The organism is Stappia sp., from assembly GCF_048268045.1.
Lineage (GTDB): Bacteria > Pseudomonadota > Alphaproteobacteria > Rhizobiales > Stappiaceae > Stappia.
Genome location: NZ_JBLWWG010000009.1, coordinates 79799 through 106714, shown reverse-complemented (window position 1 = coordinate 106714; position 26916 = coordinate 79799). Strand labels below are relative to the sequence as shown.

General features: G+C 66.8%; 26 protein-coding genes. 13 read left to right on the top strand and 13 right to left on the bottom strand.

The features are described 5' to 3' along the window. Positions 1-52 precede the first annotated feature (52 nt). From ACN0WF_RS15185 to ACN0WF_RS15140, 10 genes are all read left to right on the top strand, one after another. Complete coding sequence (locus ACN0WF_RS15185; protein WP_417773615.1) at positions 53-1186, top strand: MFS transporter; 1134 nt, start codon at positions 53-55, stop codon at positions 1184-1186. A gap of 259 nt (positions 1187-1445) precedes the next feature. Then, on the top strand, positions 1446-1922 hold the full coding sequence (locus ACN0WF_RS15180; RefSeq protein WP_417773614.1) for an Lrp/AsnC family transcriptional regulator: 477 nt from the start codon (positions 1446-1448) through the stop codon (positions 1920-1922). A 91-nt stretch (positions 1923-2013) separates the two neighbouring features. Continuing rightward, positions 2014-3315, top strand: coding sequence for an NAD(P)/FAD-dependent oxidoreductase (locus ACN0WF_RS15175; protein WP_417773613.1), 1302 nt, complete (start codon positions 2014-2016; stop codon positions 3313-3315). Positions 3316-3349: 34 nt separating this feature from the next. Beyond that, positions 3350-3859: an L-2-amino-thiazoline-4-carboxylic acid hydrolase gene (locus tag ACN0WF_RS15170; protein ID WP_417773612.1), complete on the top strand. Its 510-nt coding sequence runs from the start codon at positions 3350-3352 to the stop codon at positions 3857-3859. An 82-nt stretch (positions 3860-3941) separates the two neighbouring features. Continuing rightward, positions 3942-5066 (top strand): ABC transporter substrate-binding protein, encoded by a 1125-nt coding sequence (locus ACN0WF_RS15165; protein ID WP_417773611.1) that lies wholly within the window; start codon positions 3942-3944, stop codon positions 5064-5066. 147 nt (positions 5067-5213) lie between these two features. Further along, positions 5214-6128, top strand: coding sequence for a branched-chain amino acid ABC transporter permease (locus tag ACN0WF_RS15160; RefSeq protein WP_417773610.1), 915 nt, complete (start codon positions 5214-5216; stop codon positions 6126-6128). Beyond that, the gene (locus ACN0WF_RS15155) at positions 6121-7131 is read left to right on the top strand and encodes a branched-chain amino acid ABC transporter permease (protein ID WP_417773609.1); all 1011 of its coding nucleotides are present in this window, start codon (positions 6121-6123) and stop codon (positions 7129-7131) included. The genes ACN0WF_RS15160 and ACN0WF_RS15155 overlap by 8 nt, the downstream gene beginning before the upstream one ends. Positions 7132-7136: 5 nt before the next feature. Then, the gene (locus ACN0WF_RS15150; RefSeq protein WP_417773608.1) at positions 7137-7883 is read left to right on the top strand and encodes an ABC transporter ATP-binding protein; all 747 of its coding nucleotides are present in this window, start codon (positions 7137-7139) and stop codon (positions 7881-7883) included. Continuing rightward, positions 7880-8590: an ABC transporter ATP-binding protein gene (locus ACN0WF_RS15145; RefSeq protein ID WP_417773607.1), complete on the top strand. Its 711-nt coding sequence runs from the start codon at positions 7880-7882 to the stop codon at positions 8588-8590. Before ACN0WF_RS15150 ends, ACN0WF_RS15145 begins: the two co-directional genes overlap by 4 nt. A 77-nt stretch (positions 8591-8667) precedes the next feature. Further along, a complete protein-coding gene (locus tag ACN0WF_RS15140) occupies positions 8668-9153 on the top strand; it encodes an L-2-amino-thiazoline-4-carboxylic acid hydrolase (protein WP_417773606.1) in 486 nt (161 codons plus the stop codon). A gap of 17 nt (positions 9154-9170) precedes the next feature. Here the strand turns inward: ACN0WF_RS15140 and ACN0WF_RS15135 are convergent, their stop codons facing one another. From ACN0WF_RS15135 to ACN0WF_RS15075, 13 genes are all read right to left on the bottom strand, one after another. Next, positions 9171-9860 carry an SDR family NAD(P)-dependent oxidoreductase gene (locus ACN0WF_RS15135; RefSeq protein ID WP_417773605.1) on the bottom strand — a complete coding sequence of 230 codons (690 nt, stop codon included), beginning with the start codon at positions 9858-9860 and terminating at the stop codon, positions 9171-9173. 40 nt (positions 9861-9900) lie between these two features. Then, positions 9901-10956 (bottom strand): glycerol dehydrogenase, encoded by a 1056-nt coding sequence (locus ACN0WF_RS15130; protein WP_417773604.1) that lies wholly within the window; start codon positions 10954-10956, stop codon positions 9901-9903. 3 nt (positions 10957-10959) lie between these two features. Then, positions 10960-11796, bottom strand: a complete 837-nt coding sequence (locus ACN0WF_RS15125; RefSeq protein WP_417773603.1) for a carbohydrate ABC transporter permease — start codon at positions 11794-11796, stop codon at positions 10960-10962. Beyond that, on the bottom strand, positions 11793-12653 hold the full coding sequence (locus ACN0WF_RS15120) for a carbohydrate ABC transporter permease (protein WP_417773602.1): 861 nt from the start codon (positions 12651-12653) through the stop codon (positions 11793-11795). The genes ACN0WF_RS15125 and ACN0WF_RS15120 overlap by 4 nt, the downstream gene beginning before the upstream one ends. Before the next feature lie 81 nt (positions 12654-12734). After that, the gene (locus ACN0WF_RS15115) at positions 12735-14060 is read right to left on the bottom strand and encodes an ABC transporter substrate-binding protein (RefSeq protein WP_417773601.1); all 1326 of its coding nucleotides are present in this window, start codon (positions 14058-14060) and stop codon (positions 12735-12737) included. A gap of 46 nt (positions 14061-14106) precedes the next feature. Continuing rightward, positions 14107-15189: an ABC transporter ATP-binding protein gene (locus ACN0WF_RS15110; protein WP_417773600.1), complete on the bottom strand. Its 1083-nt coding sequence runs from the start codon at positions 15187-15189 to the stop codon at positions 14107-14109. Further along, complete coding sequence (locus tag ACN0WF_RS15105) at positions 15189-16685, bottom strand: xylulokinase (RefSeq protein ID WP_417773599.1); 1497 nt, start codon at positions 16683-16685, stop codon at positions 15189-15191. The genes ACN0WF_RS15110 and ACN0WF_RS15105 overlap by 1 nt, the downstream gene beginning before the upstream one ends. Continuing rightward, positions 16678-18135, bottom strand: coding sequence for an FAD-binding oxidoreductase (locus ACN0WF_RS15100; protein WP_417773598.1), 1458 nt, complete (start codon positions 18133-18135; stop codon positions 16678-16680). Before ACN0WF_RS15100 ends, ACN0WF_RS15105 begins: the two co-directional genes overlap by 8 nt. A gap of 104 nt (positions 18136-18239) precedes the next feature. After that, positions 18240-19286, bottom strand: a complete 1047-nt coding sequence (locus tag ACN0WF_RS15095; protein ID WP_417773597.1) for a LacI family DNA-binding transcriptional regulator — start codon at positions 19284-19286, stop codon at positions 18240-18242. Between the two features lie 178 nt (positions 19287-19464). Next, on the bottom strand, positions 19465-20496 hold the full coding sequence (locus ACN0WF_RS15090; RefSeq protein WP_417773596.1) for an AbrB family transcriptional regulator: 1032 nt from the start codon (positions 20494-20496) through the stop codon (positions 19465-19467). After that, positions 20493-21986, bottom strand: a complete 1494-nt coding sequence (locus ACN0WF_RS15085; protein ID WP_417773595.1) for a tripartite tricarboxylate transporter permease — start codon at positions 21984-21986, stop codon at positions 20493-20495. The genes ACN0WF_RS15090 and ACN0WF_RS15085 overlap by 4 nt, the downstream gene beginning before the upstream one ends. Before the next feature lie 7 nt (positions 21987-21993). After that, positions 21994-22434 carry a tripartite tricarboxylate transporter TctB family protein gene (locus tag ACN0WF_RS15080; protein ID WP_417773594.1) on the bottom strand — a complete coding sequence of 147 codons (441 nt, stop codon included), beginning with the start codon at positions 22432-22434 and terminating at the stop codon, positions 21994-21996. 96 nt (positions 22435-22530) lie between these two features. Further along, entirely contained in the window at positions 22531-23499 is a 969-nt protein-coding gene (locus tag ACN0WF_RS15075) for a tripartite tricarboxylate transporter substrate binding protein (protein WP_417773593.1), read from the bottom strand. Between the two features lie 176 nt (positions 23500-23675). Here ACN0WF_RS15075 and ACN0WF_RS15070 point away from each other — a divergent pair, with 176 nt between their 5' ends. The 3 genes from ACN0WF_RS15070 to ACN0WF_RS15060 are packed head-to-tail and all read left to right on the top strand — an operon-like array spanning position 23676 to position 26853. Next, on the top strand, positions 23676-24347 hold the full coding sequence (locus tag ACN0WF_RS15070) for a response regulator transcription factor (RefSeq protein ID WP_417773697.1): 672 nt from the start codon (positions 23676-23678) through the stop codon (positions 24345-24347). A 2-nt stretch (positions 24348-24349) separates the two neighbouring features. Then, positions 24350-25771 (top strand): sensor histidine kinase N-terminal domain-containing protein, encoded by a 1422-nt coding sequence (locus ACN0WF_RS15065; RefSeq protein WP_417773592.1) that lies wholly within the window; start codon positions 24350-24352, stop codon positions 25769-25771. A 41-nt stretch (positions 25772-25812) separates the two neighbouring features. After that, on the top strand, positions 25813-26853 hold the full coding sequence (locus ACN0WF_RS15060) for an ABC transporter substrate-binding protein (protein ID WP_417773591.1): 1041 nt from the start codon (positions 25813-25815) through the stop codon (positions 26851-26853). The last annotated feature ends 63 nt before the right edge of the window (positions 26854-26916 follow it).

Below are 26916 nucleotides of genomic sequence, written 5' to 3'. Positions count from 1 at the left end.
CTGATGGCCGCCCCCACCGACGACTGATCTCCCTCTTCCTCAAGGCACCTCCATGCAGACCTCGTCCAACCGGCCGGAAACCCGGCTTGCCACCCGCCTTGCCTTCTTCGCGGCCGGCTTCGCCGTCGCCTGCTGGGCGCCGCTCGTGCCCTTCGCCAAGGCAAACGCGGGGGTCGACGATGGCGCGCTCGGGCTGCTGCTGCTCTGCCTGGGCATCGGCTCCATCGTCGCCATGCCGGTGACGGGATGGGTCAGCGCCCGCTTCGGCAGTCGGCCGATAATCCTCGCCGGCGGCTTCGCCCTTGTCGCCATCCTGCCGCTGCTCGCCCTCGTTGCCGACCCGCGTCTGCTTGGCATCACGCTCTTCGCCTTCGGCGCGGCGCTGGGAGCCATCGACGTGGCGATGAACGTGCATGCGGTCGAGGTCGAACGGGATGCCGACCGGCCGCTGATGTCCGGCTTCCACGCGATGTTCAGCGTCGGCGGCTTCGTTGGCGCGGGCGGCATGACGCTGCTGCTCTCGCAAGGGCTCACGCCCTTCACGGCGTCGCTTTGCTGCAGCGTGCTCACCCTGGCGGCGATGGTGCTTGCCGGACCGCGTCTGCTCAGGGCACGCGGCGGAGACGCGCCGACCTTCGTCGCCCCGCGCGGCATCGTCCTGCTCGTCGCCGCGCTGGCCGGCATCACCTTCCTCGTCGAAGGCGCGATCCTCGACTGGAGCGCGCTGCTCGCGGTCGGCATGGGGCTCGTCGACAAGTCCGAGGGCGGGCTCGGCTACATGCTCTTCGCCAGCGCCATGACGCTTGGTCGCCTCACCGGCGATCGCATCGTCGCGCGCGCCGGAAACCGCAGGATCCTGCTTGGCGGCGGCCTGACGACCGTTGCCGGCATCGCCCTGCTCCTGACCGCGCCGTGGCCGTCGCTGGCGATGGCCGGCTTCGCCCTGATCGGCCTCGGCGCCTCGAACATCGTGCCGGTGCTCTTCAGCATCGCCGGACACCAGAAGGTCATGCCCTCGGGTCTCGCCGTCGCGGCCGTCACCACCACCGGCTATGCCGGCGTATTGCTCGGGCCAGCGGCCGTCGGCCTCGTCTCCCGCTCAGCCGATCTGCCGACGGCATTCTGGATCATCGCCGTCCTGATGCTGGCAGTGCCCCTCCTGGCGCGCACCGCCACCCGGGCCTGACGGCGCGGACCAACGCCGCGCAGGCCCGCCCCACCTCGGGAAAGGTGCCAATGTGCAGCCGCGGTGTATCCCTGCGAGTTCTTACCAGATGCCGCATTTCACGGCATGCTCACTTGCGAGGCAGACACAACCGGCCGGAAAGCGGTTGCGGGCGGGTTGCGCAGCAGGCGAACTTTAGGAAGCACATTCTCCAATAGACATAAATTCGCGATTTTGTAGGATGCCCATACTAAAAAAATAATCAGATGGGGTACGAAATATGCAAATTGACGAGTTTGATAGAAAAATACTTTCTGTCATTCAGGATGATGCTAGCCTATCAGTAGCTCAGATATCGGAGCGGATCGGGCTGTCGTCGACCCCCTGCTGGCGTCGTCTGCAGAAGCTGGAGCGGGAGGGATATATAGATGGCCGGGTAACGCTTCTCAACCAGAGCAAGATCGGCCTCGACCTGACGGTTTTCGTGATGGTCCGGACCAATCAGCACAACACGGCATGGCTTGAGAAATTCAACGAGGTCGTGGGTCTGTTCCCCGAGATTGTCGAAGTAAACCGGCTGGCGGGCGAATACGACTACATCCTGAAGGTCGTGACGAGGAACAATTCCTCCTACGACGCCTTCTACAAGAAGTTCATCAACCTTATCGAACTGAACGATGTCACCTCCTGCTTCTCCATGGAACAGATCAAGCGAAGCGCGAAGCTGCCGCTCGAGGCGGGAGACCCGACACGCTGAAGAAAAGGCGCGCACCCGGAAGCCCGGATAGCCCCGCGCCGCGCCACCGAATGCCCGTCTCACCCGACACTTTCCAAACCGGACGCCGCGAATGTTTTCCAGCAAGCAGATCTCGACCTCACTCTGGGCCGCAACGGCCCCCGCCAGAACGGCGGCGCCGGCGCTGCGGGGCCGGGCGGAGACGGACGTCGCGGTGATCGGCGGCGGCTTCTCCGGCCTGTCGACGGCGCTGCATCTGGCGCGCGCGGGCCAGAAGGTCACCGTGCTGGAAGGAATGGAGGTCGGCTACGGCGGTTCGGGACGCAACAACGGCCAGGTGATCCCGACGATGACGGCGGCCGAGCCGGACGCGATCGAGGAGAGATTCGGCGAGACCGGCGAGCGTTTCGTCGCGCTGATCCGCGACAGTGCCTCCTATCTCTTCGACACCGCCCGCGCCGAAGGCATCGACTGCGAGGGCGAGCAGACCGGCTGGTTCCAGCCCGCCCACCGGGAAAGCCGCATGCGGCTCAGCGCCAGGCGCGTCGAAGCCTGGGCAAAGCGCGGCGCTCCCTGCCGGCTGCTGGACCGTGCGGAATCCGCGCGCGTGGTCGGGTCGGACCAGTGGTTCGGCGGCATGTACAATCCGACCGGCGGCCACATCAACCCGCTGGCGCTGGCGCGCGGGCTCGCCGCGGCCTGCGAGAAGCACGGCGCGACGCTCCACGAGCACAGCCCGGTTTCGACCGTGGAGCGCAAGGATGGCAAGTGGCACCTGCGCATGAAGGACGGCGCGACGCTGGTTGCCCGCTCCGTGATGCTGGCGAGCAATGCCTATACCGGGCAACTCGAGCCGACGCTCTCGCCCAGGGTGGCGCGCTCTGTGGTGCCGGTGCTTTCCTGGCAGATGGCGACGCAACCGCTCGACGAGGAGCAGCGCAAGGTCGTGATCCCCGGCCGCGAAGCGGTCTCCGACACCCATGGCGACCTGCGCTTCTTCCGCTTCGACAAACGCAACCGCCTCGTCACCGGCGGCGCGCTGGTGTGCACCCTCAACGGGCCGGAGCGGCTCAAGGCTCTGGTCGGCAGCAGGCTCGCCGAAGCCTTTCCCGTCCTCGGCACGCCGAAGTTCGATTTCGTCTGGAACGGCTTCATCGGCATGACCGAGGACCGCTTCCCCTTCATTTCGCAGCTCGGCCCCGACTTCTGGTGCTGGGCGGGCTGCAACGGGCGCGGCGTCGCCCTGTCGATCTCGCTCGGGCGGGAACTCGCCGAGGCCATCGCCGGCCGGCCGGCGTCCGAACTCGCCCTGCCCATGTCCGACCCCAAGCCAATCCCGTTTCACGGCCTGATCAAGTCCGTCGCTCCCCCGGTCATGCTTCCGCTGTACCGCTGGCGCGACGGGCGCGACTGACCGTAAACAACGACAAGCAAGAGGACCCCATCCAATGACAAAGAACACTTCCAGCGAGCCGGTCGTCACCCTGGAGATGCTGAAGGGCGCCTTCGCGATGCGCGCCCGCGCCTATGCGCACATGTTCGACGTGCTGCGCGAGGCCTTCGGCGCGGAACGCGCTGTCGAGCTGATCGGGGAATCGACCCGTCGCCTCGGCAAGGACATGGGCGGCAAGTTCGCCCACCTCGGCCCGGACAATCTGCCCGGCCTCAAGGAGGCGTTCATCGGCGGCATTCCCTGCGCGCCCGAGATGTTCGCCCCCGAAATCCGCAAGTGCGACGACGACGGCCTGGAGATCCAGTTCCATCGCTGTCCGCTCAAGGACACCTGGGCGGCGGACGGCCGCAACGAGGAAGATCTGGAGCACCTGTGCAAGGCCGCCGGCGCCATCGACGGCGGGCTCTTCACCGAGGCCGGGTTCACCTTCAAGGGCGAGACCTGGTCCAAGGGAAAGATCGGCTGCTGCCTGCTGAAGGTGGAGCCGGGCCCGGCGGCGGGCTGACAAAAAGGGGCGGCCCCGGCGCGGGGCCGGCCGGTCTCACGAACGACAACAACACATTCGTCCAGACAACGGAGATGATCACATGAACGTGACACGCAGAAACTGGCTCGCACTGGTCCTCGGCGCTGCCGGACTTGCCGCCCTGCCCGTCAAGGCCCATGCCCAGGACACGATCTATCTCGGCTACCAGTTGCCATTGACCGGAAACACCGCCCAGTACGGCCAGGACTTCAAGACCGCCGCAGAGATCGCGCTCAAGGATTTCGCCGCCTCCGGCAAGCTGAAGGTTCCGGTGGAGATCATCTTCGAGGACTCGCGGTCCGACGCCAAGGAAGGCGTCACGATCGCCCGCAAGTTCGTCGACGACAAGCGCATCGTCGCAGCGCTCGGCGACTTCACCTCGACCGTGTCGATGGCCGCCGCCCAGGTCTACAAGCGCGCCGGAATGGCCCAGCTCAGCCAGACCGCCTCGCACCCGGACTTCGCCAAGATCTCCGAATGGCAGTTCCGCAACATCACCACCCAGGCCCAGGAAGGCGTCTTCAACGCCGACTGGATGAACGAGCAGGGCTACAAGAAGATCGCGGTGATCGCCGAGCAGACCGACTGGGGCCAGTCGGTGGTCAAGGATTTCGCCGACAAGGTGAAGGCCAACGGCGGCGAGGTGGTGTTCACCGAGTTCTTCAACCGCGGCCTGCCGGACTTCCGCTCGATCATCACGAAGATCGAGCGCGCCAAGCCCGACGCCATCTACACCGGCTTCTTCTATGAGGACGGCGCCCAGTTCCTGAAGCAGATGCAGCAGCTTGGCGTCGACACCCCGGTCTATTCGACCTCGGCCGCCTACAACCAGAAGCTCGTCGAGCTCGCCGGCCCGGCCGCCGAGGGGCTGTACCTGACGGCGACCTTCCTGCCCAACAGCGATGACGAGAACGTCCAGAAGTTCGTCAGCGAGTGGAAGGCGGCGCGCAACGGAGCCGAGCCCGGGCAGTTCCCGGCCCAGGCCTTCGACGCGGTCAACATCATGCTCGAGGCGGTCGCCCGCGCCTATCCCGACGTCAGCCGCCAGAACGTGCGCGACGAGCTGGCCAAGACCAAGGACTATCCCGGCGTCACCGGCGTGACCTCCTTCGACGCCGACGGCGAGGCCATCAAGCAGCTGACCAAGGCGACCGTCTCCGACGGCACCTTCGTCCCGGTCAAGTAAGCCCGACGCGCTCCCGGGCGGGCATTCCTGCCGTCCGGGAGTTGGGCCGCGCGCCGAACTTCGCAGACCGACACGCACTCGCGGGCACGCACGATGTGTGCCCGCAGCGCAAGGTTCCCGTGTTCCTCGCTTGCCAGGACAGACCCCGTGCTTGATCCATACTATCTGCAACAGCTGACGATCGGCGTGTCGCTGGGCATGGTCTACGCCCTCATGGCCATCGGCTTCACGCTGATCTTCGGCGTGCTCAACGTCGTCAACTTCGCCCATGGCGAGGTCTACACGATCGGCGCTTTCGCCGGCATCATGGCGATCGCCGCCTTCGGCCCGCCGTTCCTGATCGTGGTCTTCATCGTCCTGGCGGTCGGTGCCTTTGCCGGCTTCGGGCTGGAGCGCCTCGCCTTCCGGCCCTTCCGAAGATTCTCCGACGAGGCCTCGCTCAAGTCACGCGCCATGCGCGAGGCGACGCTGATGTCCTCGCTCGCCATGTCGATCATCGCCCGCGAGGCGATGGAGCTCCTGTTCGGTTCGGAGTTCCAGACCATCGACATCGCCTATCTGATCAACAAGCCGATCGAGCTCGGACCGATCACCATCGTCAACGGCGACATCATCATCTTCGTCGTATCGGCGCTGATGCTGGGCGGTCTTCAGTACCTGTTGCGCTACAGCGCCATCGGCCTGTCGATCCGCGCCGTCTCCAACAACCCGCTCGGCGCGAAATACGTCGGCATCAACACCGACCGGACCATCGTCATCACCTTCGTGATCGGCTCGATGATGGGTGCGCTCGCCGGCATCCTGGTCGGCCTCTACTATGGCGCGGTGTTCCCGGCGATGGGCTTCATCCCGGGCATCAAGGCCTTCGTCGCAATGGTCATGGGCGGCTTGAGCTCGATCCCCGGCGCGGTGATCTCGGCGCTCGTGCTCGGCATCGCCGAGAGCATGTCGACCACCTTCGTGTCGTCCGTCTGGGCGGACATGGTGGCCTATCTGTTCCTCATCGTCACCCTGGTGTTCTTCCCGCAGGGGCTCTTCGGAGCAAGGAGGGAACGTGTCTAGGATCAACTTCCAATCGGCGGGCCTGAAGCTCGTCATCCTGGCGGTGGTTTTCGCCGCCCTGCCCGCCCTGCTCGCCTGGCTTGGCCAAGGGTATCTCTACCAGATCGCGACGCTGGCGCTGATCTTCTCGCTGCTTGCCGTGTCGCTGCAGCTCGTCACCGGCATCGCCGGCCTGCTGCATCTCGGCCACGCCGCCTTCTACGGAATCGGCGCCTATATCGCCGCACTCGCGGGTGCCGACCACGGCATCGGCTTCGCCATCGGCCTGCCGATGGCCGGGATCGGCGCGGCGGCCGTCGCCTTCGTGGTGGCGCTGCCGACCATGCGGCTCGTGAGCATCTACTTCGCCGTCGCGACGCTTGGCATCGGGCAGATGATCTTCCTGGTCCTGCAGAACTGGGTGGCCGTCACCAAGGGCCCGAACGGCGTGATCATGTTCACCGGCATCGACCTCTTCGGCCATGCCATCGACAGCGAGACGGGCACCTATTTCGTCGTCGCCGTCATCGTCGCCGCCTCGATCTGGGTGATCCACAGGCTCAGCCACTCCTACTACGGCAACGCTCTGCGCAGCCTGCGCGAGGACGACCAGTGCGCCGACGCCATGGGCATCGACACCGTGCGGCTGAAGATCGAGGCCTTCATGATCTCGTCCTTTTTCGCCGGGATCGCGGGGGCGCTTTGGGCCTATACGACGGGCTACATCTCGCCGGTCGACTTCGACTTCTCGGAATCGATCCTGATCCTGGCGATGGTGGTGGTCGGCGGGCTCGGCTCCATTCCCGGCGCGATCATCGGCGCGCTGCTGCTGATCCTGCTGCCCGAGGCGCTGCGCTCGGTCGGCGACATCCGCAACATCATCGTCGGCGTCGTGCTGTTCTGCTCGATCCTGTATCTGCCGAAGGGCCTCTTCGGCGAAGTGCCGGCGCTCGACTTCGTCCGCCGCCGGCTGAACGGCTCCTGGCAGAGCGCGCCCGACAAGCAGAAGGTGGGCTGGAAATGACGGCCATGCTGGAAGTGGACAACGTGTCCCGGCGCTTCGGCGGCCTGATGGCCGTCGACAGCGTCACCACGCACGTCGGCGAGGGCGAGCTCATCGGCCTGATCGGCCCGAACGGCGCCGGCAAGACGACGCTCTTCAACCTGATCTCCGGATTCACCCCGGTCTCCTCGGGAGAAATTCGCTACCGGGGCGAGAAGATCAGCGGGCTGAAGCCGGCCGCCATCGCCCATCGCGGTATCTCCCGCACGTTCCAGAACCTGCGCGTGTTCCCCAACATGTCCGTGTTCGACAATGTCTCGGTCGGGGCCGTCGGGGCCATCGGCCAGAGCCCCTGGCAGGCGATCACCGCCGGATCGAAGCGGGCAAAGCAGATCTCCGAGCGCAGCTGGGAAGCGCTGGAAAAGGTCGGCCTCACCGAATACGCCAACGAGCTGGCGGCGAACCTCGCCTACGGCAAGCGCAAGTATCTGGAGATCGCGCGCGCGCTGGCGATGAAGCCGGACCTGCTGATCCTCGACGAACCGGCGGCGGGGCTCAACGATTCAGAGACGGCCGAGCTTGCCACCTTCGTCAAGGACCTGCACGGCGAGGGCCTCACAGTCATGCTCGTGGAACACGACATGGGCCTTGTCATGAGCATCTGCGAGCGGATCGTGGTGCTGGCCTCGGGCAAGAAGATCGCCGACGCCGAGCCAGCACTCGTGCGGCAGAACCAGGAGGTCCTGGAAGCATATCTGGGAGTGGACGCGTGAACGTTCTCGAGATCAGAAACCTGTCGCTGAGGATCGGTGTGCAGGACATCCTGCACGACATCACGCTGGCCCTGCCGGACAAGGGGATCCTGGCGATCCTCGGCGCCAACGGCGTCGGCAAGACCAGCCTGATGCGCTGCATCTCCGGCATCTACCACCCGACCGGCGGCGAAATCCGCTACGACGGGGAAAACATCGTCGGCCTGAAGAGCAACCAGATCGTCGAGCGCGGCATCCTGCAGGCGCCCGAAGGCCGTCAGATCTTTTCCAACATGAGCGTGCTGGAGAACCTGACGATCGGCGGCGGGCCTCTGGGAACCCAGGAGCTCGACCACGTGCTGACGCTGTTTCCCAAGCTGAAGGAGCGATTGCGGCAGGGTGCGGGATCACTCTCGGGCGGCGAACAGCAGATGCTGTGCATTGGCCGCGCGCTGATGCGCAAGCCCAAGGTGCTCCTTCTCGACGAGCCGTCGCTGGGCCTTGCCCCGCTGCTGGTCCGCTTCATCTTCGATCTTGTCGAGCAGATCCGCTCCGAGGGCTACGCGATCCTGATCGTGGAGCAGAACGCCAAGGCGGCGCTGCGGATCGCCGACCGGGCCGCCGTCATCGAGGGAGGGCGGATCCTGATGGAAGGCACGGCGAGCGAGCTTGCCAACGACAGCCGCGTCGCCGACGCCTATCTCGGCGGGCATGTCGCCGGCGCCTGAGGCGCCGAACCCTGCCCGCCGACACCCCGCGCCAGGCCGCCGCGCGACGCGACACCCAGATGCGAAAGGACGACACCATGACACAGACCCAAGCGCCCCTTCCGATGATCGAGAAGCGCCGCATCGAGGCGCAGATCCTCAAATGCGTGTTCGACGTCCTCGTCGAGCGGCACGGCCGTGCCGAGGCGGAGGCCGTGATCGGCGAGGCGGTATCGAACTCGGCCATCGCCCAGGGCAAGGACTTCCGGGAGAAGGAAGACCATGAGCCGAACCTCAAGGACTTCGCCGATCTGCTGCCGCTCTGGAAGATGGACGGAGCGCTCGAGATGGACGTGCTCGACGAGGGCACGGACAAGCTCGACTTCAACGTCACCCGCTGTCGCTACTCGGAAATGTACAAGGAGATGGGTCTCGGCGACATCGGGCACCTGCTGTCGTGCAACCGTGATGGCGACTTCTGCATCGGCTACAATCCGAAGATGGAGCTGACGCGCACCCAGACCATCATGAAGGGCGCCAGTCACTGCGATTTCCGCTACCGGCTGAAAGCAGCGGCCGACTGAGACCCGGGGCCTGGCGCTCAGGCGGCCAAATAGCCGCCGTCGACCGGTACGATGGCACCGTGCACATAGGATGCGTCCGGGGACAGCAGGAAGGCGATCACGGCCGCGACTTCGCCCGGCTGAGCCCAGCGCCCGAGCGGAATGCGCGCGGCGATCCGGGGGCCGCGAACCGGGTCCGCCTTCGCCCGCGCCGAGAGCCGGGTGTCGACCCAGCCCGGTGCAACAGCGTTCACCCGGACGCCGCGGCCACCCCAGGCGACCGCGAGCGAGCGGGTCAGCGACGACACCGCTCCCTTGCTGGCCGAATAGGCCGGAGCGGCACCATTGCCGAACCAGCTCCACATCGACGCGATGTTGACAACGGCGCCGCCGGTTCGCTCCAGCGCCGGCAACGCCGCCGTGGCGGCGGCGAAGCTGCCGCCGACATTGATCGCCATCACCTTCTCGAAGGTCGCCGCGTCCCATTCCGCATCGAAGCGGATCACGCCGGCGCAATTGACCAGGCCGTGCAAAGCGGGCGTGGAGACGAACAGCCTGTCGCGGGCCGCCTCATCGGTGATGTCGCACTCGACGAAGGAGACGTCCGGCGACAACGCATCGTCCCGCTCCAGCCCCGCCGCGATCACGTCCCAGCCGCGCGCGGCGAGGCACTCGGCCGTCGCCCGCCCGATGCCGGTTCCCCCGCCGGTCACGATCACCTTGCGCATTCCGCTGCCTTTCCCGTCCGTTGTCGCGGCGTGCCGCCGTCTAGCCTCCGACATGGGCCTCGAGGTCGCGCATCGCCGCGACCAGGTCGTCCGGTCCGAGCTGGCGCATGTAGTTGCCGGCATAGGGAGCGGTCAGCGAGACCTCGGCGATGCGCCGCAGATCCGCCGGCTCGCCCAGCCCGAAGGCGGCGAGCGACACCGGCAGCCCGATGCGCCGGAAGAAGACCGCGAGACGGCGGATCTCCGCCGTGTCCCCCTGCCCGGCAGCAAGCTGCGTCAGCGTGCCGAGCGCCACCATCTCGCCATGCAGCAGATGCGCCAGCTGCGGCATGACCGAGAAGCCGCGCACCATGGAATGGGCGATGGACAGCCCGCCGCTCTCAAATGCGAGCCCGCTGAGCAGGATCGTCGCCTCGACCACCCGCTCGAAGGCGGCATCGGGCTCCGTCGCCGCCATCGCCTGCGCGCCATCCTCAAGGAGGATGGTGCCGGCACGCGCGACAATGGCCCGCGTCAGCTCCGTCGGCGTCCCGCCAAAGAAGTTGAGACCGCCGCCGGCAAGCGCCCCGGCAAGCTCGTAGGGCTTCGACATGGCATCACCGATGCCGGCTGCCAGAAAGCGGCGGGGCGCGGAGGCGATGACGGCGGTATCGACCAGCACGAGCGCCGGGTTCGCCCGCATGTGGCGCACCCCCTCAACGGCGTGATCGGCGCTGTAGACCACGGCGATGTGGCTTGTCGGGCTGTCGTTGGAGGCGATCGTGGGGACGATTCCGACGGGCAGGTCGCGCAGGATCGCCGCCCCCTTGGCGGTATCGATGGCCTTGCCGCCGCCGATGCCGAGGATCAGGCAGGCGTCGCCGATTTCCGCCGCCTGGGCCTCGATCTCGGCCGCCGTGCACTCGCCGCCGAAAGGCAGCAGCCGCGCCCGCGGCAGACACCGCGCGATGCGCGCGCCGAGCAGATCGGCTGCGACCGGATCGATGACGATGGCGACCTGGCCGCCCCCCAGGCGTTCGACCTCGGCACCGAGCGTGTCGATCGCGCCGGGCCCCTGAACATAGCGTTGCGGGGCTCCGAGAATACGCAAGGCCATGACCTATCCTTTCACCGCGCCGGCCGTCAGGCCCTGCACGAAATACCGGGAAAGCAGAATGAAGGCGACGAACAGGGGCATCGCGATCAGCGTCGACCCGGCCATGATATCGCCCCAGCGCAGGTCGAAGGCGCCGATCATAGACGCAAGCCCGAGAGGAACCGTCTTGTTCACATCCGAGCCGATCATCACCAGCGCGAAGGTGTAATCCGTCCAAGACAGCAGGAAGGCGAAGATCGCCACCGTGACCAGGCCGGGAACCGACAGCGGCAGCACCACCCGCAGGAACGCGCCGAGCCTGGTGCAGCCGTCGACCATCGCCGCCTCCTCCAGCTCGAAGGGCATCGCCTTGAAGAAGCCCCAGAGGAACCAGACGCCGAGCGGCATGGTCATGGTCAGATGCGACACGACCAGCGAAAACAGCGTGTCGTTGAGCCCGACCTTGGTGAACATCGCATAGAGCGGGATGGCAAGCAGCAGCGGCGGGAACATGTAGGCATAGAGCATGCCGGCGATGATCGCCTTCTTGCCCCTGATCCTCTGGCGCGTGACGCCATAGGCGATCATCACCGACAGGACCATGGTCAACACCACGGTGGAGACGGCGACGATCAGGCTGTTGAGGAACTGGCGCGGATAATCGGTCTGCGCGAGCAGGCTGTAGTAGTAGCGCAAGGTCAGCTCGGAGGGCACGAGCGTCGGATTGGTGAGCATCTCCTGCGTCGGGCGCAGGGAAGAGGACACCATCCAGTAGATCGGAAAGGCGCTGTAGATCGCGATGGCGAACGCCGCAATATAGAGGCCGATGCGCGCGACCGGTCGGGGAGCTGCGGATGTCATGCATCGTCCTCCATGGGAAAGGCGCGGAAGTAGAGGAAGACGGCGAGCGACAGGAACAGGAAGGAGATCGTCGCGATGGCGGCGCCGCTGCCGATGTCATAGAGCGCGAAGGCGGTGCGATAGGACAGGATCGGCAGATGCTCCGTCGCCCCGAGCGGCCCGCCGCCCGTGGTCAGCCAGATGACATCGAACTTGTTGAACATCCACACGCCGCGCAACAGCACGATGACCGTCAGGATCGGCCGCAGCATCGGCAACGTGATGTGGAAGAAGCGGCGGATCGGACCGGCCCCGTCGACACGCGCCGCCTCGTAGAGCTGCGTCGGCACGGTCTGCAGTCCCGCAAGGAAGGTCGTCGTGACGAACGGCGTCCACAGCCATACCGACACGAGGATCACCGAGATCATCGCGGCCTGCTCGGTCTCGAACCAGTAGATCGGCGGCAGGCCCCAGTCGTCCATGAGGATGGTGACGATGCCGAGCGATCCGTCGACCATCCACTTGAAGGTCAGTACCGCGATCACCGTCGGCAGCAGATAGGGAAGAAACGCCAGCCCTCGCACCAGCGCCCGGCCACGGAACGGCTGATGCAGGATAAGCGCGAAGCCGATGCCGAGCACCACCTGGAGCACGATCGCCAGGCCGGCGTAGACGATGCCGTTCCACAGGGCGTTCCAGAATTCCGCGCTCATCAGCACGGCATGGTATTTCGCCAACCCCACCCAGACCGGGTCGGAGGTCAGCGACGGCATGTCGAAGAAGCTGAGCGACACGGCGTAAAGCGCCGGGCCGACGATCAGCGTCAAGGTCACGATCACGCCCACGGCCAAAAAGGCCGGCAGCATCCAGCGGGTCATTCGTCCACCCTTCTCGCAATCGGGAAAGCGAAGGCGGCAACGCGCGCCGCCTTCGCGATGGCATCGGCGAAAGGCCGTGGATCAGTTCACCAGTTCGCGCATCCGCGCCGCCGCGCGCTCGACCGCTTCCGTCGACGACATGCCCTTGATGAGCTTGTCCTGGATCATCTCCGGCATGACGAAGGCCTCGAAGACCTTGCCCGGACGAATGTCCGGCCGCGGCCCCTGGGTGTCGACGGAGGTGACCAGCATGGCTTCGTCGGTGACCATCTTGCGCATGACCTCGATCTGGTCGGCGTACTTGCGGATGAGCGCGTTGTCCCGCCAGCGGTCATTGTCGTAGATGTCCAGCCGCGTCGGCTGGAAGTGGACAGGCGCGGTGTGCAGGAAGTCGATCAGGCGCTCGGTGGTCAGCCAGCGCATGAACTCCATGGCCGGGTCGGTGTTGTCGGTCTTGAGGACCACCCAGCCGTCGTAGCCGTGGCTGACCGCCTTGTTGCGGCCGGTGCTGTCCATGTAGGGCATGATGCCGAGGTTCTCGGCGACCGTCGGATTGTCGCGTTCGGCCACCTCGAGCACACGCCCGGCATAGGGGCCATGGGCGACGCTGCCGCCGACGACATTCGACAGAACGGTCGCATAGTCGGCCTGGATGGCCCCCGGCGGCATGGTCGGATAGAGCTGCTCCATGAAGTCGAGATAGGCGGCGGCCTTCGACTTCATGCCTTCGGCGTCGAGAACAACATTCCACTGGTCGTCGAACAGCTTGACGCCCTCGGCCCACATGAAGGCCAGCGACATCCAGTTGGTCGCGCCATTCGAGCCGATGGGGAACAGGCAGCCCTTGCGCCGGCCTGCCATCGTCGCCTGGCAGTTGGCGACGAACTCGTCCCAGGTGTTCGGCATCGACAGGCCGTTCTGCTCGTAGAGGTCCTTGCGGTAGTAGATCACCGAAAGGTTGTAGTCGAAGGGATACCAGTAGACCTTGCCGTCCATCGGAAAGAGGATGTTGTTTCCCCATTCGTACGGGTCGGTGAGTTCGTTCAGCGGAACGATCTGGCCCTGGTCCGCCAGCAGCAGCACATGGCCAATGAAGCCGACATTGGCGATATCATAGGGCGTGCCGCTGCGAATGCCGTTGGTGATCTTGGTGAAGCTCTCGCCGAGAGGCACGGAATCGATCCGCACCTCGATGCCGGTCTTCTCCTGATACTCCTTGGCGATCCTGTCGAAGAAGGCGAGCGTGTCCTTGCCCGTCTCGCAGTTCAGGAAGCGGATCTCCTTTCGGCCCTGGGCACGAATTGCGGGCGCGGCGAGGCCGGACAGCGCCATGCCAAGACCGAGAGCGCCCGCACCGCGCAGGGTCTGACGCCGGGTGATAAGCCGTGAATTCCCCGAGTTCTTCATAGTCTCCTCCCAAGTTGCCCCGCGTCCTCCGCCGCGGTGGTTGCAGTCAGTTCCGCGCCGGCTCCGCAGAGGCGGACAATGCCAGTCGCTGTTCTGTCTCCCGGTCGAAGAGATGGATCGCGGCGACGTCTCCCGATACCGCCACCGTGTCTCCCGCGCGGATGTCGTCGCGTCGTTCCTCCATGACGCGAAGCTGCAGGTCCCCGACGCGGCCGATCAGCAGGGTCTGGGATCCCAGTTGTTCGACCGCCCGCACGACGAAGGGCAGCCCCTGGTCGGCGACGCGCAGCGCCTCCGGCCGCACCCCGGCGATGACCGGCCCGCGCGGCGCCGCGGACGGCGCGGCAAGCGACATGTCCGCCGACGGCCCCATGCACAGGCGTCCGTCCCGGACCTCCGCCGGGAAGATGTTCATTTCGGGCGAGCCGATGAAGCCGGCCACGAAGACGTTCTGCGGCCGGTCGTAGACCTCGAGCGGGGCGCCGATCTGCTGGACGTGGCCGTCGCGCATGATGACGATGCGGTCCGCAAGGGTCATCGCCTCGGTCTGGTCGTGGGTGACGTAGATCATCGCCTTGCCGATCCGCTTCTGGAGCAGCGCGATCTCCTCGCGCATGCGCACGCGCAGCTTGGCGTCCAGGTTCGACAGCGGTTCGTCGAGAAGAAACACGGCCGGGTCGCGCACCAGCGCCCGGCCGAGGGCAACGCGCTGCATCTGGCCGCCGGAGAGCTGGCGCGGCTTGCGCTCGAGCAGATGCGTGATCCCCAGCATCTCGGCGACCGCCTCGACCCGCTGCTGCGTCCCCTGCGTGTCGATGCCGCGCATCTTCAGCCCGAAGCCGAGGTTGGCGCGGATCGTCTTGTGCGGATACAGGGCGTAGTTCTGGAACACCATCGCGATGTCGCGATCCTTCGGCTCCAGTTGCGTCACGTCGCGCGTGCCGATGAACAGCTTCCCCCCCGAGATGCTCTCCAGACCCGCGACCATGCGCAGGGTCGTCGACTTGCCGCAGCCCGAAGGACCAAGCAGCACGATCAGCTCGCCCTTGGCGATGTCCAGGTCGACGCCCTCGACCGCCGTCACGGAGCCGTAGGTCTTGCGCAGGCCGCGCAGGCTCACTTCCGCCATCAGTTCCCTCCCCTGCCGGCCGCCGCGATGCGGTGGTTGACGGCCGTCAGCGCTTCCTTCGTTTCCCGGTAGAGCGCGAACCCTTCCTCGTAGCGCGCGGCCGCATCCGCCTGCGGACGGCGCGTGGCGGCGACCTCGATCACCGCGGCGGCCGCCTGCGTGTCGGCGAAAACACCAGCCCCGAGCCCGGCGATCAGCGCCGCGCCGAAGGAGGCGTCTCCCTCGCGCGGGATCTCGATCACGAGTCCGGTCACATCCGCGATGATCTGCTGCCAGAGCTCGCTGCGCGTGCCGCCGCCGACGAGGCGCGCCGTCTCGAAGCCCATGTCGAGGCCGCGCAGCACCTCCAGGCAGTCGCGCAAGCTGAAGGCGATGCCCTCATAGAGCGCGCGCACGAAATGTCCCGGCCCATGCGCAAAGCCCAGGCCGACGTAGGACGCCCTGAGATCCGGATCCCAGTAAGGGCTCCGCTCGCCGTTCAGATAGGGATGGAAGAGCAGCCCGTCGCTGCCCGGCGGCACCGCGCGCGCCGCCTGGTCCATGCCGTCGAAGCCGATGGCGCCAAACAGGGTGTCGCGCAGCCAGCGGTGCGCCGAGGCGCAGGAGTTGGTGCCCAGGATCGTGTAGCAGTGCCCCGGCACGAGATGGGGATAGTGGATGACCTTTTCGGAAAAGGCCGGTGCCGGCGTCAGGGTCGACACGGTTCCCGCCGTGGCCAGTTTCAGCGAGCCGAGGCCGGGCCGGGTCATGCCGCCGCAAAAGGTCTCGGCGTTGGTATCGGAGGTGCCGCAGATGACCGGCGTTCCCTGCCGAAGCCCGGTCGCCTCGGCCGCCGCCGCCGTGACCGCGCCGGTCACCGCGCTCGAGGCGACCACCGGCGGCAGCACGGACGGATCGATCCCGGCAAGGCGGCAGAGCTCCTCCGACCAGCCACCACCGACGGCATCGGCCAGCATCAGCCCCCATGCGTCGGTGATGTCGGTCGCGTCGCTGCCGTCGACCTGCCGGCGCAGCCAGTCCTTGGCCGGACGCACGCGCCGGATCCGGGCGAAGACGTCCGGCTCGTTCTCGCGCACCCAGACAAGTTGCGGCAACGTCCATGTGGCGCTGACCAGATTGCCCGAGAGCTCCAGGATCCGGGGCCCGTGCGACTGGCGCAGGGCAGCGACCTGCCGCCCCGAGCGCTGATCGTTCCACATGATCGCCGGCCGCAGGATGCGGCCCTCGCCATCCTCCAGAACGTGGGTATGCGCGCCCGCCGTGAAGGCGATGCCGGCGATGCGCGCCGGATCGATGCCCTGCCGCCAAAGCTGAGACAGGGTGTCGATCATCGCGGCGCGCCAGCCGAGCGGGTCCTGCTCGCTGAAGCCGGCGTGCGGGGCGAGCGTCTCGACGGCGGCGGAGGCGGCGCCATGCACCCTGCCGGCGCCATCCGTGATCGTCGATTTCAGCGAACCCGCGCCAAGGTCGATGCCCAGCAGCAAAGGATCAGGCATGATCCCCCCTGTCGCGATAGGGGTCGATGGAACCGTCGCGCGCCGGCAGGCCGAGCTTGCCCGGATTGAACAGGTTCTGCGGATCGATGGCCTGCTTTACCGCACGCAGGATGTCCATGCCGACGCCCAGCTCGCCGTCCATCCAGGGCCCGCGGAACAGGCCGCTGCCGTGGTGGTGGGCAATGGAGCCGCCATGGGCAAGCGTCTCGCCCTCAAGGAGTTTCCAGAGCCTGGCATGGAGCGGAAGCGCTTCTTCCTGCGGCATCTGCGGCAGGCGGATGGTCATGTACTGGCACACGCCCTCCGGATAGACGTGGGACCAGTGGGCGCTGAAATGCGCCTCGGGATGGATCGCCGGCACCTGCTCGCGGATCGCCTCATAGAGTGCAGATGCGCGCGACCAGTTCACGGTCACCTCGATCGTGTCGTTGTAGAAGCCCTTGTCCTGCCATTGCTGGCTGATGGACTTGTAGCGACTGGCCCGCCAGTCGTCGAAGGGCCGGGTTTCCGTTTCCACGGCGCCCGCCTCGGCAGCGAAGGAGCGCACCAGTGCCGCCTCGGCCGCCACCACTCCGGGCTCGCCGCAGACCACGATGTTGGCCATCACCGGCCGGTCGGCGAAAGCCGCGATGCCCTCGGTGCGCGACGCGGTTTCCCGCTCGTCATAAAGCCGCACGATGCGCGGATGCAGGCCCGCCTGCATGATCCGGCGGGCGAGGCCCAGCGCCGCCTGCCGGTCTGGAAGGGCCAGCACGATGATCTCCTCCGCCTCGGGCAGCTTCCACAGGCGCAAGGTCAGTTCGGTGATGATCGCGAGCGTGCCCTCATTGCCGACGACAAGATCGCGGATCGAGGGGCCGGTGGCACGCTTGGGCAGCGGACGCACCTCAAGCATGCGCCCGTCCGGCAGGACGGCCTTCATGCCGACGACGATGTCCTCGATCTTGCCGTAGCGGCTCGATTCCTGACCGCCGCCGCGGCAGGCGGCCCAGCCGCCGATGGTGGAGATGGTCAGCGACTGGGGCAGATGGCCGGCCGTGTAGCCCTTTTCGTTGAGTTCCGCCTCGAAAGCCTCGCCGTTCATGCCGGCCTCGACGGTGACGAGCGCGTTCTCATGGTCGATCTCGAGGATCCGGTCCATGCGCTGCATGTCGATCATCACCTCTTCCCCGAGCGGGATGGTGCCGCCAAGGACACCCGATCCGCTGCCGTAAGGAATGAGCGCGACACCCGCTTCGCCGGCCGTACGCACGATCTTCTGCACTTCCTCCGCCGATCCCGGGCGCAGCACCACGCCCGGCAATGTGCCGACCAGAGCACCGGCGCGAGCCCGGAAATTCGCATAGGGCAGTTTATCGTGGGCATAGCGCCTGCGGTCGTCCTCGCCCGCAAGGATGTTGTCCGCCCCGACAATGTCCGCAAACTCCGCGAACCGCGTTTCACTGCTCACAATGGTCCTCCCTTCCCGACTTCGGCGGCGCAAACCAGCGCGACCAGCCAATTGAGCAAACGTTTGTTCAGATAGAAAACGCAATACCGGGGTGGCGTCAATACCTAAATTGACAGGGGAGCGGCGGAGCCTCGGACCACAAGGTCGCCGGGGGCGAGCAAAAGCGCGGGAGACGCAGCGGCATCGGCCGTCTCGGGCTCGAGCTGCGCCAGAAGGGTTCGAACCGCCTCGCGTCCCATTTCATGGGTTGGCAGCCCGACCGTGGTGATTTCGGGGAAGACGACGCGGGCCAGCAGGTCGTCATGCAGGGTGACCACGGAAATGTCGCCCGGCACGTCGAGGCCGAGGCGGTGCAGATGCGCGATGGTCGCCGCGCCGGTCAGCAGCGTGGCGGCGTGGATGGCCGTCGCCCCTTGCGCCAGCAGCGCCTCGACGGCGGCCGGCACCCGCGCCGGATCATAGCCGGCCTCCGCCACAAGGTCGGGATCTGCGACCAGCCCGGCGGCGGTCATCGCCTGCTCCCAGCCCTGGCGGCGGGCGTTGCCGTTGAACCGCCCCAGCCGGCCGGCGAGATGACCGATCCGGCGGTGCCCCAATTCGAGCAGGTGGCGGACACCGATGGCGCTGGCCGCGCAGGTGTCGACCGCGACGCAATGCACGTCGCCCGGCAGGATGCGGTTGATCACCACATAGGGGCGGTTGATCGCCGCGATGCTCTGGCGCAGGCCGTCATCCTCGTCGAAGCTGGCAATGATCACGCCTTCGATGAGGCTGGACTGGGAGACCCGTTCCAGCACGTTCGCCGCCGGCCCGTTCTGTTCATAGGCGGCGAGCAGGACATAGCCCCTCTCCCGCGCCTCGGCCTCCGCACCGAGGATGGCGGAGGCGAAAACCGGGTTCTCGATCTGCGGCACGACGATGAGCAGCGTGCGCGAACGCGCCGTCTTCAGCGCGCGCGCAAGCGGATTGGCCCGATACTGCAGCCTCTCGGCCGCGTCGATGATGCGCTGGCGCGTCTCCGCGCTGGTCCGCACGTCCTTGTCGTTCTTCAGGACACGCGACACGGTGGACACATCCACGCCCGCCGCCTTCGCCACGTCCCGCAAGGTGGTGTTGCGCGAACGCGGCGCAACAGGCGTTTCCTTGGTCATTCCGTCCGGTCTTGATCGAGATCTGGTCTGGTGACGGTTGTCGCGGCGGTCCGGCCGCACGACACGCCGCCGTCATCGAAGCGACGAAATTGCCCAATCGCCCGCCGCCGGGCAAGCTAAACCGCGAATGCTGCCGTCGGCGCCCCCGACCGACCGGCGGCGCGCGGGGCCGGCAAGGTCACCTGCCGGTGCCGAAACGCAGCAGGAGGGGCATGACGGCTATCAGCACCACGATGCGAAAGACGTGATGCGTCGCCACGAAGACCGGATCGTAGCCAAGCGAAAGCGCCATCGAGGACATCGCCTCGACGCCCCCCGGCGCGAAGGCCACCCACACCTGGCCGAACGGCAGACCGACAATCCAGGCCGTGAGCAGACTTGCGACGGCCGAAATGGCCAGCGCGGCCGACGCGGCGGCGAGGCCGGCACTGCCGAGCCGGGACAGCTCCTGGCGCGTCAGCCCGCTGAACCGCGCCCCGATCACCGCCCCGGTAACCGTGAAGCCGAGGAAGGTGAGCGGCACCGGCAACCGGCCTTCGACAAGGCCGGCGGCATGGGTCGCGGCGCTGATCGTCAGGCCGACGAGAAGATAGGCCGCCGGCAGGTTGACCCGCTCGCCAACCAGGCCGGCGACGAAGGCAACGGCAAGGATCAGTGCGGACGCGCCATATCCGATCTCGCCAAGGCTGTGAAGGCCGGCCGCGTCGGGACCGGCACCGACCACCGCGATGATCGGCGGCAAGAGCAGCGTGATCACCAGCAGGCGCAGGCTCTGCAGCACCATCACGGCCCGCAGGTCGCCGATGCCGGAGGCTGCAAGCGACAGGCAGTAGCTGAGCGCGCCGGGCGACGTGGCAAGCCGTGCGGTCACCGGATCGAGCCCGTAGCCCCGTTGCAGCAGCGCGCCGGAGACGACCATCACCCCGGCCATGGTAACCGCCAGCATGGCAAGGCTCACTGGCCAGTTGGCGATATCCGACAGGAAATGCGGCGTGACGCCCGCCCCCAGTGTCACGCCGATCACCAGGAACGCCACATTGCGCAGCATCCCGGGTATCGCGGGACGAAGCCGCAGAAACGCCGCCAGTGTGACCGCGACGGTGCTGCCGATCAGCGCTGCGGCCGGCACCCCGACCAGCGTCGCGCCCCCGGCGCCGACAAGGCCGGCGGCGAGGGCGACGGCGAGGCTGCGGGCACCGTCCCGCGTCACGAGCGCGCTTTCCGCCGGCCGAGCCACAGCGGCAGGATCACCACCAGCGCGGCCAGCATGTAGAGCACGATGCTGTTCCACGAGTTGAGCAGGATCGACCAGTCTCCGGCGGAGATCGAGAGTGCCCGGCGCAGGTTGTCCTCGAAGAGACTGCCGAGCACGAAGCCGAGGATCACCGGTGCCAGCGAGAAGTCCAGCTTGCGCAGGATCCAGCCGAACACGCCGAGCAGCGTGATCATGTAGAGATCGTGCGGATTGCTGACGACCGAGTAGACGCCGATGAAGGCCAGCACCGCGATCAGCGGCGTCAGGTATTGCTGCGGGATCGTCAGCATGCGGGCGAAGAGCCCGACCAGCGGCAGGTTGATGACCAGCAGCGCCAGGTTGCCGATGTACATGGAGGCGACCAGGCCCCATGCGATCTCCGGGCGTTGCTCGAACATCATCGGCCCCGGCGTGACATTGAACAGCAGCAGCGCCCCGAGCAGGATCGCCGTCGTGCCCGAACCGGGGATGCCGAGGGTGAGCATCGGCACCATCGCCCCGCCGGCCGCTGCATTGTTGGCCGCCTCTGGCGCGGCCAGGCCGCGCAGGTCGCCCTTGCCGAAGTTCTCCGAGTTCTTCGCCACCCGCTTTTCCGCGCCATAGGCGACCGCGGAGGCGACCGAAGCACCCGTGCCCGGCAGGATGCCGATGAAGAAGCCGATCATCGACGCGCGCAGGATGGTCCACTTCGTGAAGGCAAGATCCTTCAGCGAGACGAAGCTCTTGTCTATGGCAAGCGGCTTCAGCCGCCCGGTCACCTGCTGCTCGACCAGATGGATGAGCTCGGCCATGCCGAACAGGCCGATGACGACCACCAGGAAGTCGATGCCGGCGAGAATGTCGGGGATGCCGAAGGTGTAGCGCGCGATGCCGGTGTTCGCATCGATGCCGATGGATGCGAGCATCAGACCCATCAGGGCGGCAAGCAGGGTCTTGACCGGATTGCTGCCAACCAGCGAGGCGAGGCTGGCGAAGGCGAAGACCATCAGCGCCACATAGTCCGACGGCGAGAAGGTCACGGCGTAGGCGGCCAGCGCCGGCCCGCTCAGCGACATCAGAACGACGGCGAAGGTGCCGCCGATGAAGGAGGCGACGGCCGACAGCGACAGCGCCCGCCCGGCCTCGCCGCGCTTGGCCATGGGATTGCCGTCGAGCGTCGTCATCACCGCGCCGGCGTCGCCTGGAACGTTGAGCAGGATAGAGGAGATCCGCCCGCCGTATTCGGCACCATAATAGATGCCAGCCAGCAGGATCAGCGCGGATTCGGGGGGAAAGCCAAGGCCGTAGGCGATGGGCAGCAGGATTGCCACACCATTGATCGGGCCAATGCCCGGCAGCGACCCGATCAGCGTGCCGGCGAAACAGCCGATCAGCACGAGGGACAGGTTGAAGGGTTGCAAGGCAACGGCAAAGCCCGCCGAGAGCCCGGAGATGACAGCGTCCATGGGTGCCTCACAGAATGTGGTTGAGCAGGCCGGCAGGCAGGTTCAGCTCGAGAAGCCGGGTGCAGACGAAATAGCCGACAACGCCGGTGACGCCGCCAAAGGCGATCGCCCTGCCCGGCGTCGCCCCGAGCCGCCATCCGAAGACGGCTGCGAACACCCAGGTGGCGACGAGGAAGCCGAGCGGCTCGTAAAGCCGCGCATAGGCGAGCAGCAGCACCACGACCAGTGCCAGGCGGCCGACCGTGGACAGCGATGTCGACAGCTTCTCCACGTCGGGGCGAAGGATCAGGTAGAGCGCGCACAGACAGGCAGCCAGGCCGATGATACGCGGCCAGGATTCCGGCCCCAGCGGATCGTACTGGAAAGGCGCTTTGATGATGGTGAAGGCAATGTAGGTGTAGAGCAGCGCGATCACGAGGAACGCGCCCGCGAAGACGCGGTCTGCCATGGTGTCCTCCCTTCCCCGCGCGAGCGCCCGGCGGCGGCGCGCGATGCGCCTGCCGCCACCGGCCTGTCGTCGGGACGTGCCGTTGTAACCGGCCGACTACTGGATCAGGCCGGCATCGCGGGCGATCTCGCGCAGCGTCGCGATGCGCTGCTTGACCGAGGCGTCGAGCTCGGCGCCGGCGAGATTCAACGGCAGAAGACCCTTCTCGTGCTGCAGCTTGGCGAACTCCTCGCTCGCGTAGGCGGCCTTGAATTTCGCGACCCAGGCGTCATAGGCCTCGTCGGAGACATTCTTGCCCATGTAGAACCCGCGCAGGATGGTCCACTCGGCGTCATAGCCAAGCTCCTTGACGGTCGCGATCTCGGCGAAGGGCTCCGGCAGACGCTCGTCCGACATCACCGCAAGGATGCGCAGCTTGCCGGCATCCAGATGCGGAACCATCTCGCCGACGTCGCCCATGTAAACCTGGATGCTGCCGCCAAGCAGCGCCGCGATGGACTCGCCGCCGCCGTCGAAGGCGACGTAGCGCATCTTCTTCGGGTCCTGCTCGATGGAGCGCAGCAGCAGCGCCGCCTTCATCCAGTCCTGCGAACCGACCGAACCACCGGCGCCGAAGACGACGGACGAAGCATCCCCCTTGACCGCATCCATCAGGTCGGAAAGCTGTTTGAAGGGGCTGTCCGCGCGCACCACCACGGCGCCGAAGTCCGCGCCGGCCGTCGCAAGGAAGCGCACGTCGTTCTCGGTCCACTCGCCGTATTTTCCGGTGGCGATGTTGAGCAGCGAGCCGGACGAGAAGGCGACAATGGCGTTCGGATCGTCGGTGCGGGTGGTGTTGAACAGATTAATGGCGACGGCGCCAATGCCGCCGGGCATGAAGCTGACCTGCATCGGCTTGTCGAATTCCGCCTTCAGGCCGGTCTGCGCGACACGGCAGGTCAGGTCGAAGCCGCCGCCCGGCTGCGCCGGCGCGATGCACTCGGGCTTCTCGATGTCGAAGGCGAACGCAGGAGCGCTCAGGCCGGCGACGACAAGCGCCGCGGCCGCGGTTTTTACGAGATTCATATGTTCCTCCCAATGATCTCACGCAAGCTGCCGACAAGGCCGGCGGCTGGCGTGGAGCATGAGACTATGCGGCGCGGCTGACCGGAGCTTGACCCGTCGCTGACGCGACGCTGACAAGGGCCGGTTGCAGGCGGGTTTTGCTTCCCGCGCTTCCGGCGATGGACTAATCAATGTCCATGCGGATCGTTCTTGTGGAGGACAATGACGAACTGGCCGAAGCGATCATCGATCGCTTTCGCGGCGAGGGGCATGCCATTGACCGCGAGTCCGACGGCACCCAGGCTGGCGAGCTGCTCCGCTACAAGTCCTTCGACCTGATCCTCCTCGACGTCAATCTGCCCGGCCGCAACGGCTTCGAGATCCTGCGCCAGCTCAGGTTGAACGGCGATCACACCCCGGTCCTGCTGCTCACCGCGCGCTCGGAGATCGACGACCGCGTGGTCGGCCTCGATGCGGGCGCCGACGACTACATCGTCAAGCCCTTCGACCTGCGCGAGCTCGCCGCGCGCTGCCGCGCCCTCGCACGGCGTCGCGCCGGGGAATCGAGCAACCTCTTCCTGGCCGGAAATTTCGCCTTCGACCGCGCCGCCAAGCGGGCGACCGTCGACGGCGCCGATGTCGACCTGCGCCATCGCGAAGTGCAATTGCTCGAGGTGATGATCGGCAACATCGGCCGCGTGCTGTCGAAGGAGGAGGTCGCCGACAAGCTCTACACCTTTGACGAGGCGCCGACGCTGAACGCCGTCGAACAGACGATGACGCGGTTGCGCCGCAAGCTCGACGGCGCCGACTTCACGATCCGGACCATCCGCGGGCTGGGCTATATCGCGAATGCGCGGGACGACTGACGATGCCGGGCGCGAGCGAGGTGCGCACGGCGCCCTATTCCCTGCGCCGACGGCTGACGATCGGCATGACCGCGGGGTTTCTCGTCATCCTGGCGGTGCTGTCCATCGGCCTGTGGAGCTATGCCCGCAACGCCGCCAACCAGACCTATGACCTGCTTCTCGCCGGCTCGGCCATCGCCATCCTGGAGCGTGTCTCGCCGACGCCCGAAGGCCTGACCATCGACATCCCCTCCTCCGCGCTGGAGATCGTCGGCCTCGCCAAGGAGGACCGTGTCTTCTACCGGATCTTCCGCCTTGGCGGACAGACGCTGACCGGCGCGCCCGACCTGCCGCTTCCCTCAGGCGCGCGAACCGCCGACGAGCCCCGGTTCTTCGACGCGCCCTACAGCGGCGAGACCGCCCGCTTCATCCTCCAGGGCAAGCTCATCATCGAGCCGACCGGGCCGGACTGGATCCTGCTCCAGCTCGGCCACACCCGCATCGCCCGCGACGAGATGCAGCTTGACCTGTTCTCCAAGGGGGTGGCCGGACTGGTCGCCATCGCCGCCATAGGCCTGTTCTTCATGCGCCTTGGCATCAACCGGGCGATGGCTCCGCTGTCCGGCATCGAGGCGGATATCCGTGGCCGCGAGCCCGCCGACATGACACCGCTCGACGCCCAGCCACCACGCGAGGTGGAGGGTCTGATCGGCGCCATCAACGACTTCATGCTGCGTCTCGTCGCCAGCAAGGAGCACGCGCAGTCGTTCATCGCCGATGTTGCCCACCAGATGCGAACCTCCCTCGCCGCCCTGCAGGGGCAGCTTCAGATGGCCGCCGAACAGGACGACCCGGAGCGGATGCGCCAGCGCCTCGAGCGGGCCTCGGAGCAGGCGACGCGGACCATCCGCCTCACCAACCAGCTCCTGTCCCACGCCATGGTCACGCATCGCGGCATCGACAGTCCGGTCGAGCGCATCGAGCTGATGCCGTTGATCCGCGCGGCGGTCGAGGAATTCCTGCGCAACCCGCAGACTGGCGGGATCGACATCGCCGTGCTGCACGACGAACTGCCTGCCGGCAGTGCCACGCTGGTCGCCGATCCGGTCGCGCTGCGCGAGGCGCTGCGCAACCTGCTGGACAACGCCGCCCGGCACGGACCGGCGGAAAGCCGGATCGACATCGGCATGGCGCCGACGCACCTCGACGGCAGGCCGGCGGTGCGAATATCAGTGGACGATTCCGGGCCGGGAATTCCCGAGGAGGAACGGGAGAAGGTCGTCGAACGCTTCTATTCGCTGAACCGGGCCGGGGGAGGATCCGGCATCGGCCTCAGCATCGTCAGCGCGGTCGCCCGCAGCCACGGCGGACGGCTGACGCTGGGGGAGAGCCGGCTCGGCGGATTGCGCGTCGAACTGGACATGCCGGCCGAAGGGCCGGACTAAAAACCGGCAAAAAAGACCGGTGCACGGGGGAGGAGACCCGCATGAAAGCCATCGCAGCCCTCATTCTGGGGGCTTGCGCCGCCGTTCTGACGGCAGCGCCCGCAGACGCCGAGACGGTGCTGCGCATCTACAGCGCCACCGACACCACGGCGGTCACCGAGGTGATCTCACGCTTCGAGGCCGCCTACCCGGGCGTCCGGGTCGAGTATGTCGAGTTCAACACCAGCGAACTCTACGCGGCCATCGCCACGGGAAGTGCGGCCGCCGACGTCGTCATCAGTTCATCGATGGATCTGCAGGCCAAGCTGGTGAACAGCGGCATGGCCTTCGCCTTTCGCCCGCCCAACGCCGACACCCTGCCCGACTGGGCGCAGTGGCGCGGCGAGCTCTATGGCTTCACCTGGGAGCCGGTGGTGATGACCTACAACAAGCGCGCCTTCGCCAACCGGTCCCTGCCGCACACCCGCTCCGAGCTCGCCGGCATGATCCGCGATGATCCGGAGTTCTTTCGCGGGCGCATCGGTACCTACGATGTCAGCCTGTCGGGCGTCGGCTATCTCTTCGCCACCCAGGACGCGCAGCGCGGGTATCAGTTCTCCCGTCTGGCGGAATCCCTTGGCCGGGCGCGGGTTCGCACCTTCTGCTGCACCAACGAGGTCCTTGAACGCGTGGCGAGCGGGGAACTGGTCTACGGCTACAACATGATCGGCTCCTACGCGCTTGGAAAGGCGCGGGAGGACAAGCGGCTCGGCCTCTATCTGCTCGACGACTACACGCTGGTGATGACCCGCACCGCCTTCATCCCGGAAACCGCTCCGAACAAGCGCGCGGCGGTCGCCTTCATCAACTTCCTGCTGTCGCCGGAGGGACAAGCGGCGATTGCCGCCTCGCCATCGATGCTGCCGCTTCTCGCCGGCGCACCCGGCGCGGAAACGCAGGATTGGCTCTTACGGACCGAGGGGCGGCCGCTGCTGCCGATCCGCATCGGTCCCGGGCTGCTGACCTACCTCGACACCCTCAAGAAGGAGTCCTTCCTCGCGGACTGGAGCGCCTCCATGCAGATCGAGAGCCCATCCCGCTGACCCAACCCTTGCGGCGCCCGGCAAGGAAAACCCCCGCCCGGCAGGAGGCCGGGCGGGGGTTTT

Coding starts and splice junctions, on each gene's coding strand:
- ACN0WF_RS15180 (WP_417773614.1), top strand. CDS start 1,446: ATGCAAATTGACGAGTTTGATAGAAAAATACTTTCTGTCATTCAGGAT.
- ACN0WF_RS15140 (WP_417773606.1), top strand. CDS start 8,668: ATGACACAGACCCAAGCGCCCCTTCCGATGATCGAGAAGCGCCGCATC.
- ACN0WF_RS15175 (WP_417773613.1), top strand. CDS start 2,014: ATGTTTTCCAGCAAGCAGATCTCGACCTCACTCTGGGCCGCAACGGCC.
- ACN0WF_RS15165 (WP_417773611.1), top strand. CDS start 3,942: ATGAACGTGACACGCAGAAACTGGCTCGCACTGGTCCTCGGCGCTGCC.
- ACN0WF_RS15080 (WP_417773594.1), bottom strand. CDS start 22,434: ATGGCAGACCGCGTCTTCGCGGGCGCGTTCCTCGTGATCGCGCTGCTC.
- ACN0WF_RS15075 (WP_417773593.1), bottom strand. CDS start 23,499: ATGAATCTCGTAAAAACCGCGGCCGCGGCGCTTGTCGTCGCCGGCCTG.
- ACN0WF_RS15185 (WP_417773615.1), top strand. CDS start 53: ATGCAGACCTCGTCCAACCGGCCGGAAACCCGGCTTGCCACCCGCCTT.
- ACN0WF_RS15170 (WP_417773612.1), top strand. CDS start 3,350: ATGACAAAGAACACTTCCAGCGAGCCGGTCGTCACCCTGGAGATGCTG.
- ACN0WF_RS15130 (WP_417773604.1), bottom strand. CDS start 10,956: ATGGCCTTGCGTATTCTCGGAGCCCCGCAACGCTATGTTCAGGGGCCC.
- ACN0WF_RS15095 (WP_417773597.1), bottom strand. CDS start 19,286: ATGACCAAGGAAACGCCTGTTGCGCCGCGTTCGCGCAACACCACCTTG.
- ACN0WF_RS15085 (WP_417773595.1), bottom strand. CDS start 21,986: ATGGACGCTGTCATCTCCGGGCTCTCGGCGGGCTTTGCCGTTGCCTTG.
- ACN0WF_RS15135 (WP_417773605.1), bottom strand. CDS start 9,860: ATGCGCAAGGTGATCGTGACCGGCGGGGGAACCGGCATCGGGCGGGCG.
- ACN0WF_RS15120 (WP_417773602.1), bottom strand. CDS start 12,653: ATGACCCGCTGGATGCTGCCGGCCTTTTTGGCCGTGGGCGTGATCGTG.
- ACN0WF_RS15105 (WP_417773599.1), bottom strand. CDS start 16,685: ATGCCTGATCCTTTGCTGCTGGGCATCGACCTTGGCGCGGGTTCGCTG.
- ACN0WF_RS15065 (WP_417773592.1), top strand. CDS start 24,350: ATGCCGGGCGCGAGCGAGGTGCGCACGGCGCCCTATTCCCTGCGCCGA.
- ACN0WF_RS15110 (WP_417773600.1), bottom strand. CDS start 15,189: ATGGCGGAAGTGAGCCTGCGCGGCCTGCGCAAGACCTACGGCTCCGTG.
- ACN0WF_RS15150 (WP_417773608.1), top strand. CDS start 7,137: ATGCTGGAAGTGGACAACGTGTCCCGGCGCTTCGGCGGCCTGATGGCC.
- ACN0WF_RS15125 (WP_417773603.1), bottom strand. CDS start 11,796: ATGACATCCGCAGCTCCCCGACCGGTCGCGCGCATCGGCCTCTATATT.
- ACN0WF_RS15060 (WP_417773591.1), top strand. CDS start 25,813: ATGAAAGCCATCGCAGCCCTCATTCTGGGGGCTTGCGCCGCCGTTCTG.
- ACN0WF_RS15115 (WP_417773601.1), bottom strand. CDS start 14,060: ATGAAGAACTCGGGGAATTCACGGCTTATCACCCGGCGTCAGACCCTG.
- ACN0WF_RS15070 (WP_417773697.1), top strand. CDS start 23,676: ATGCGGATCGTTCTTGTGGAGGACAATGACGAACTGGCCGAAGCGATC.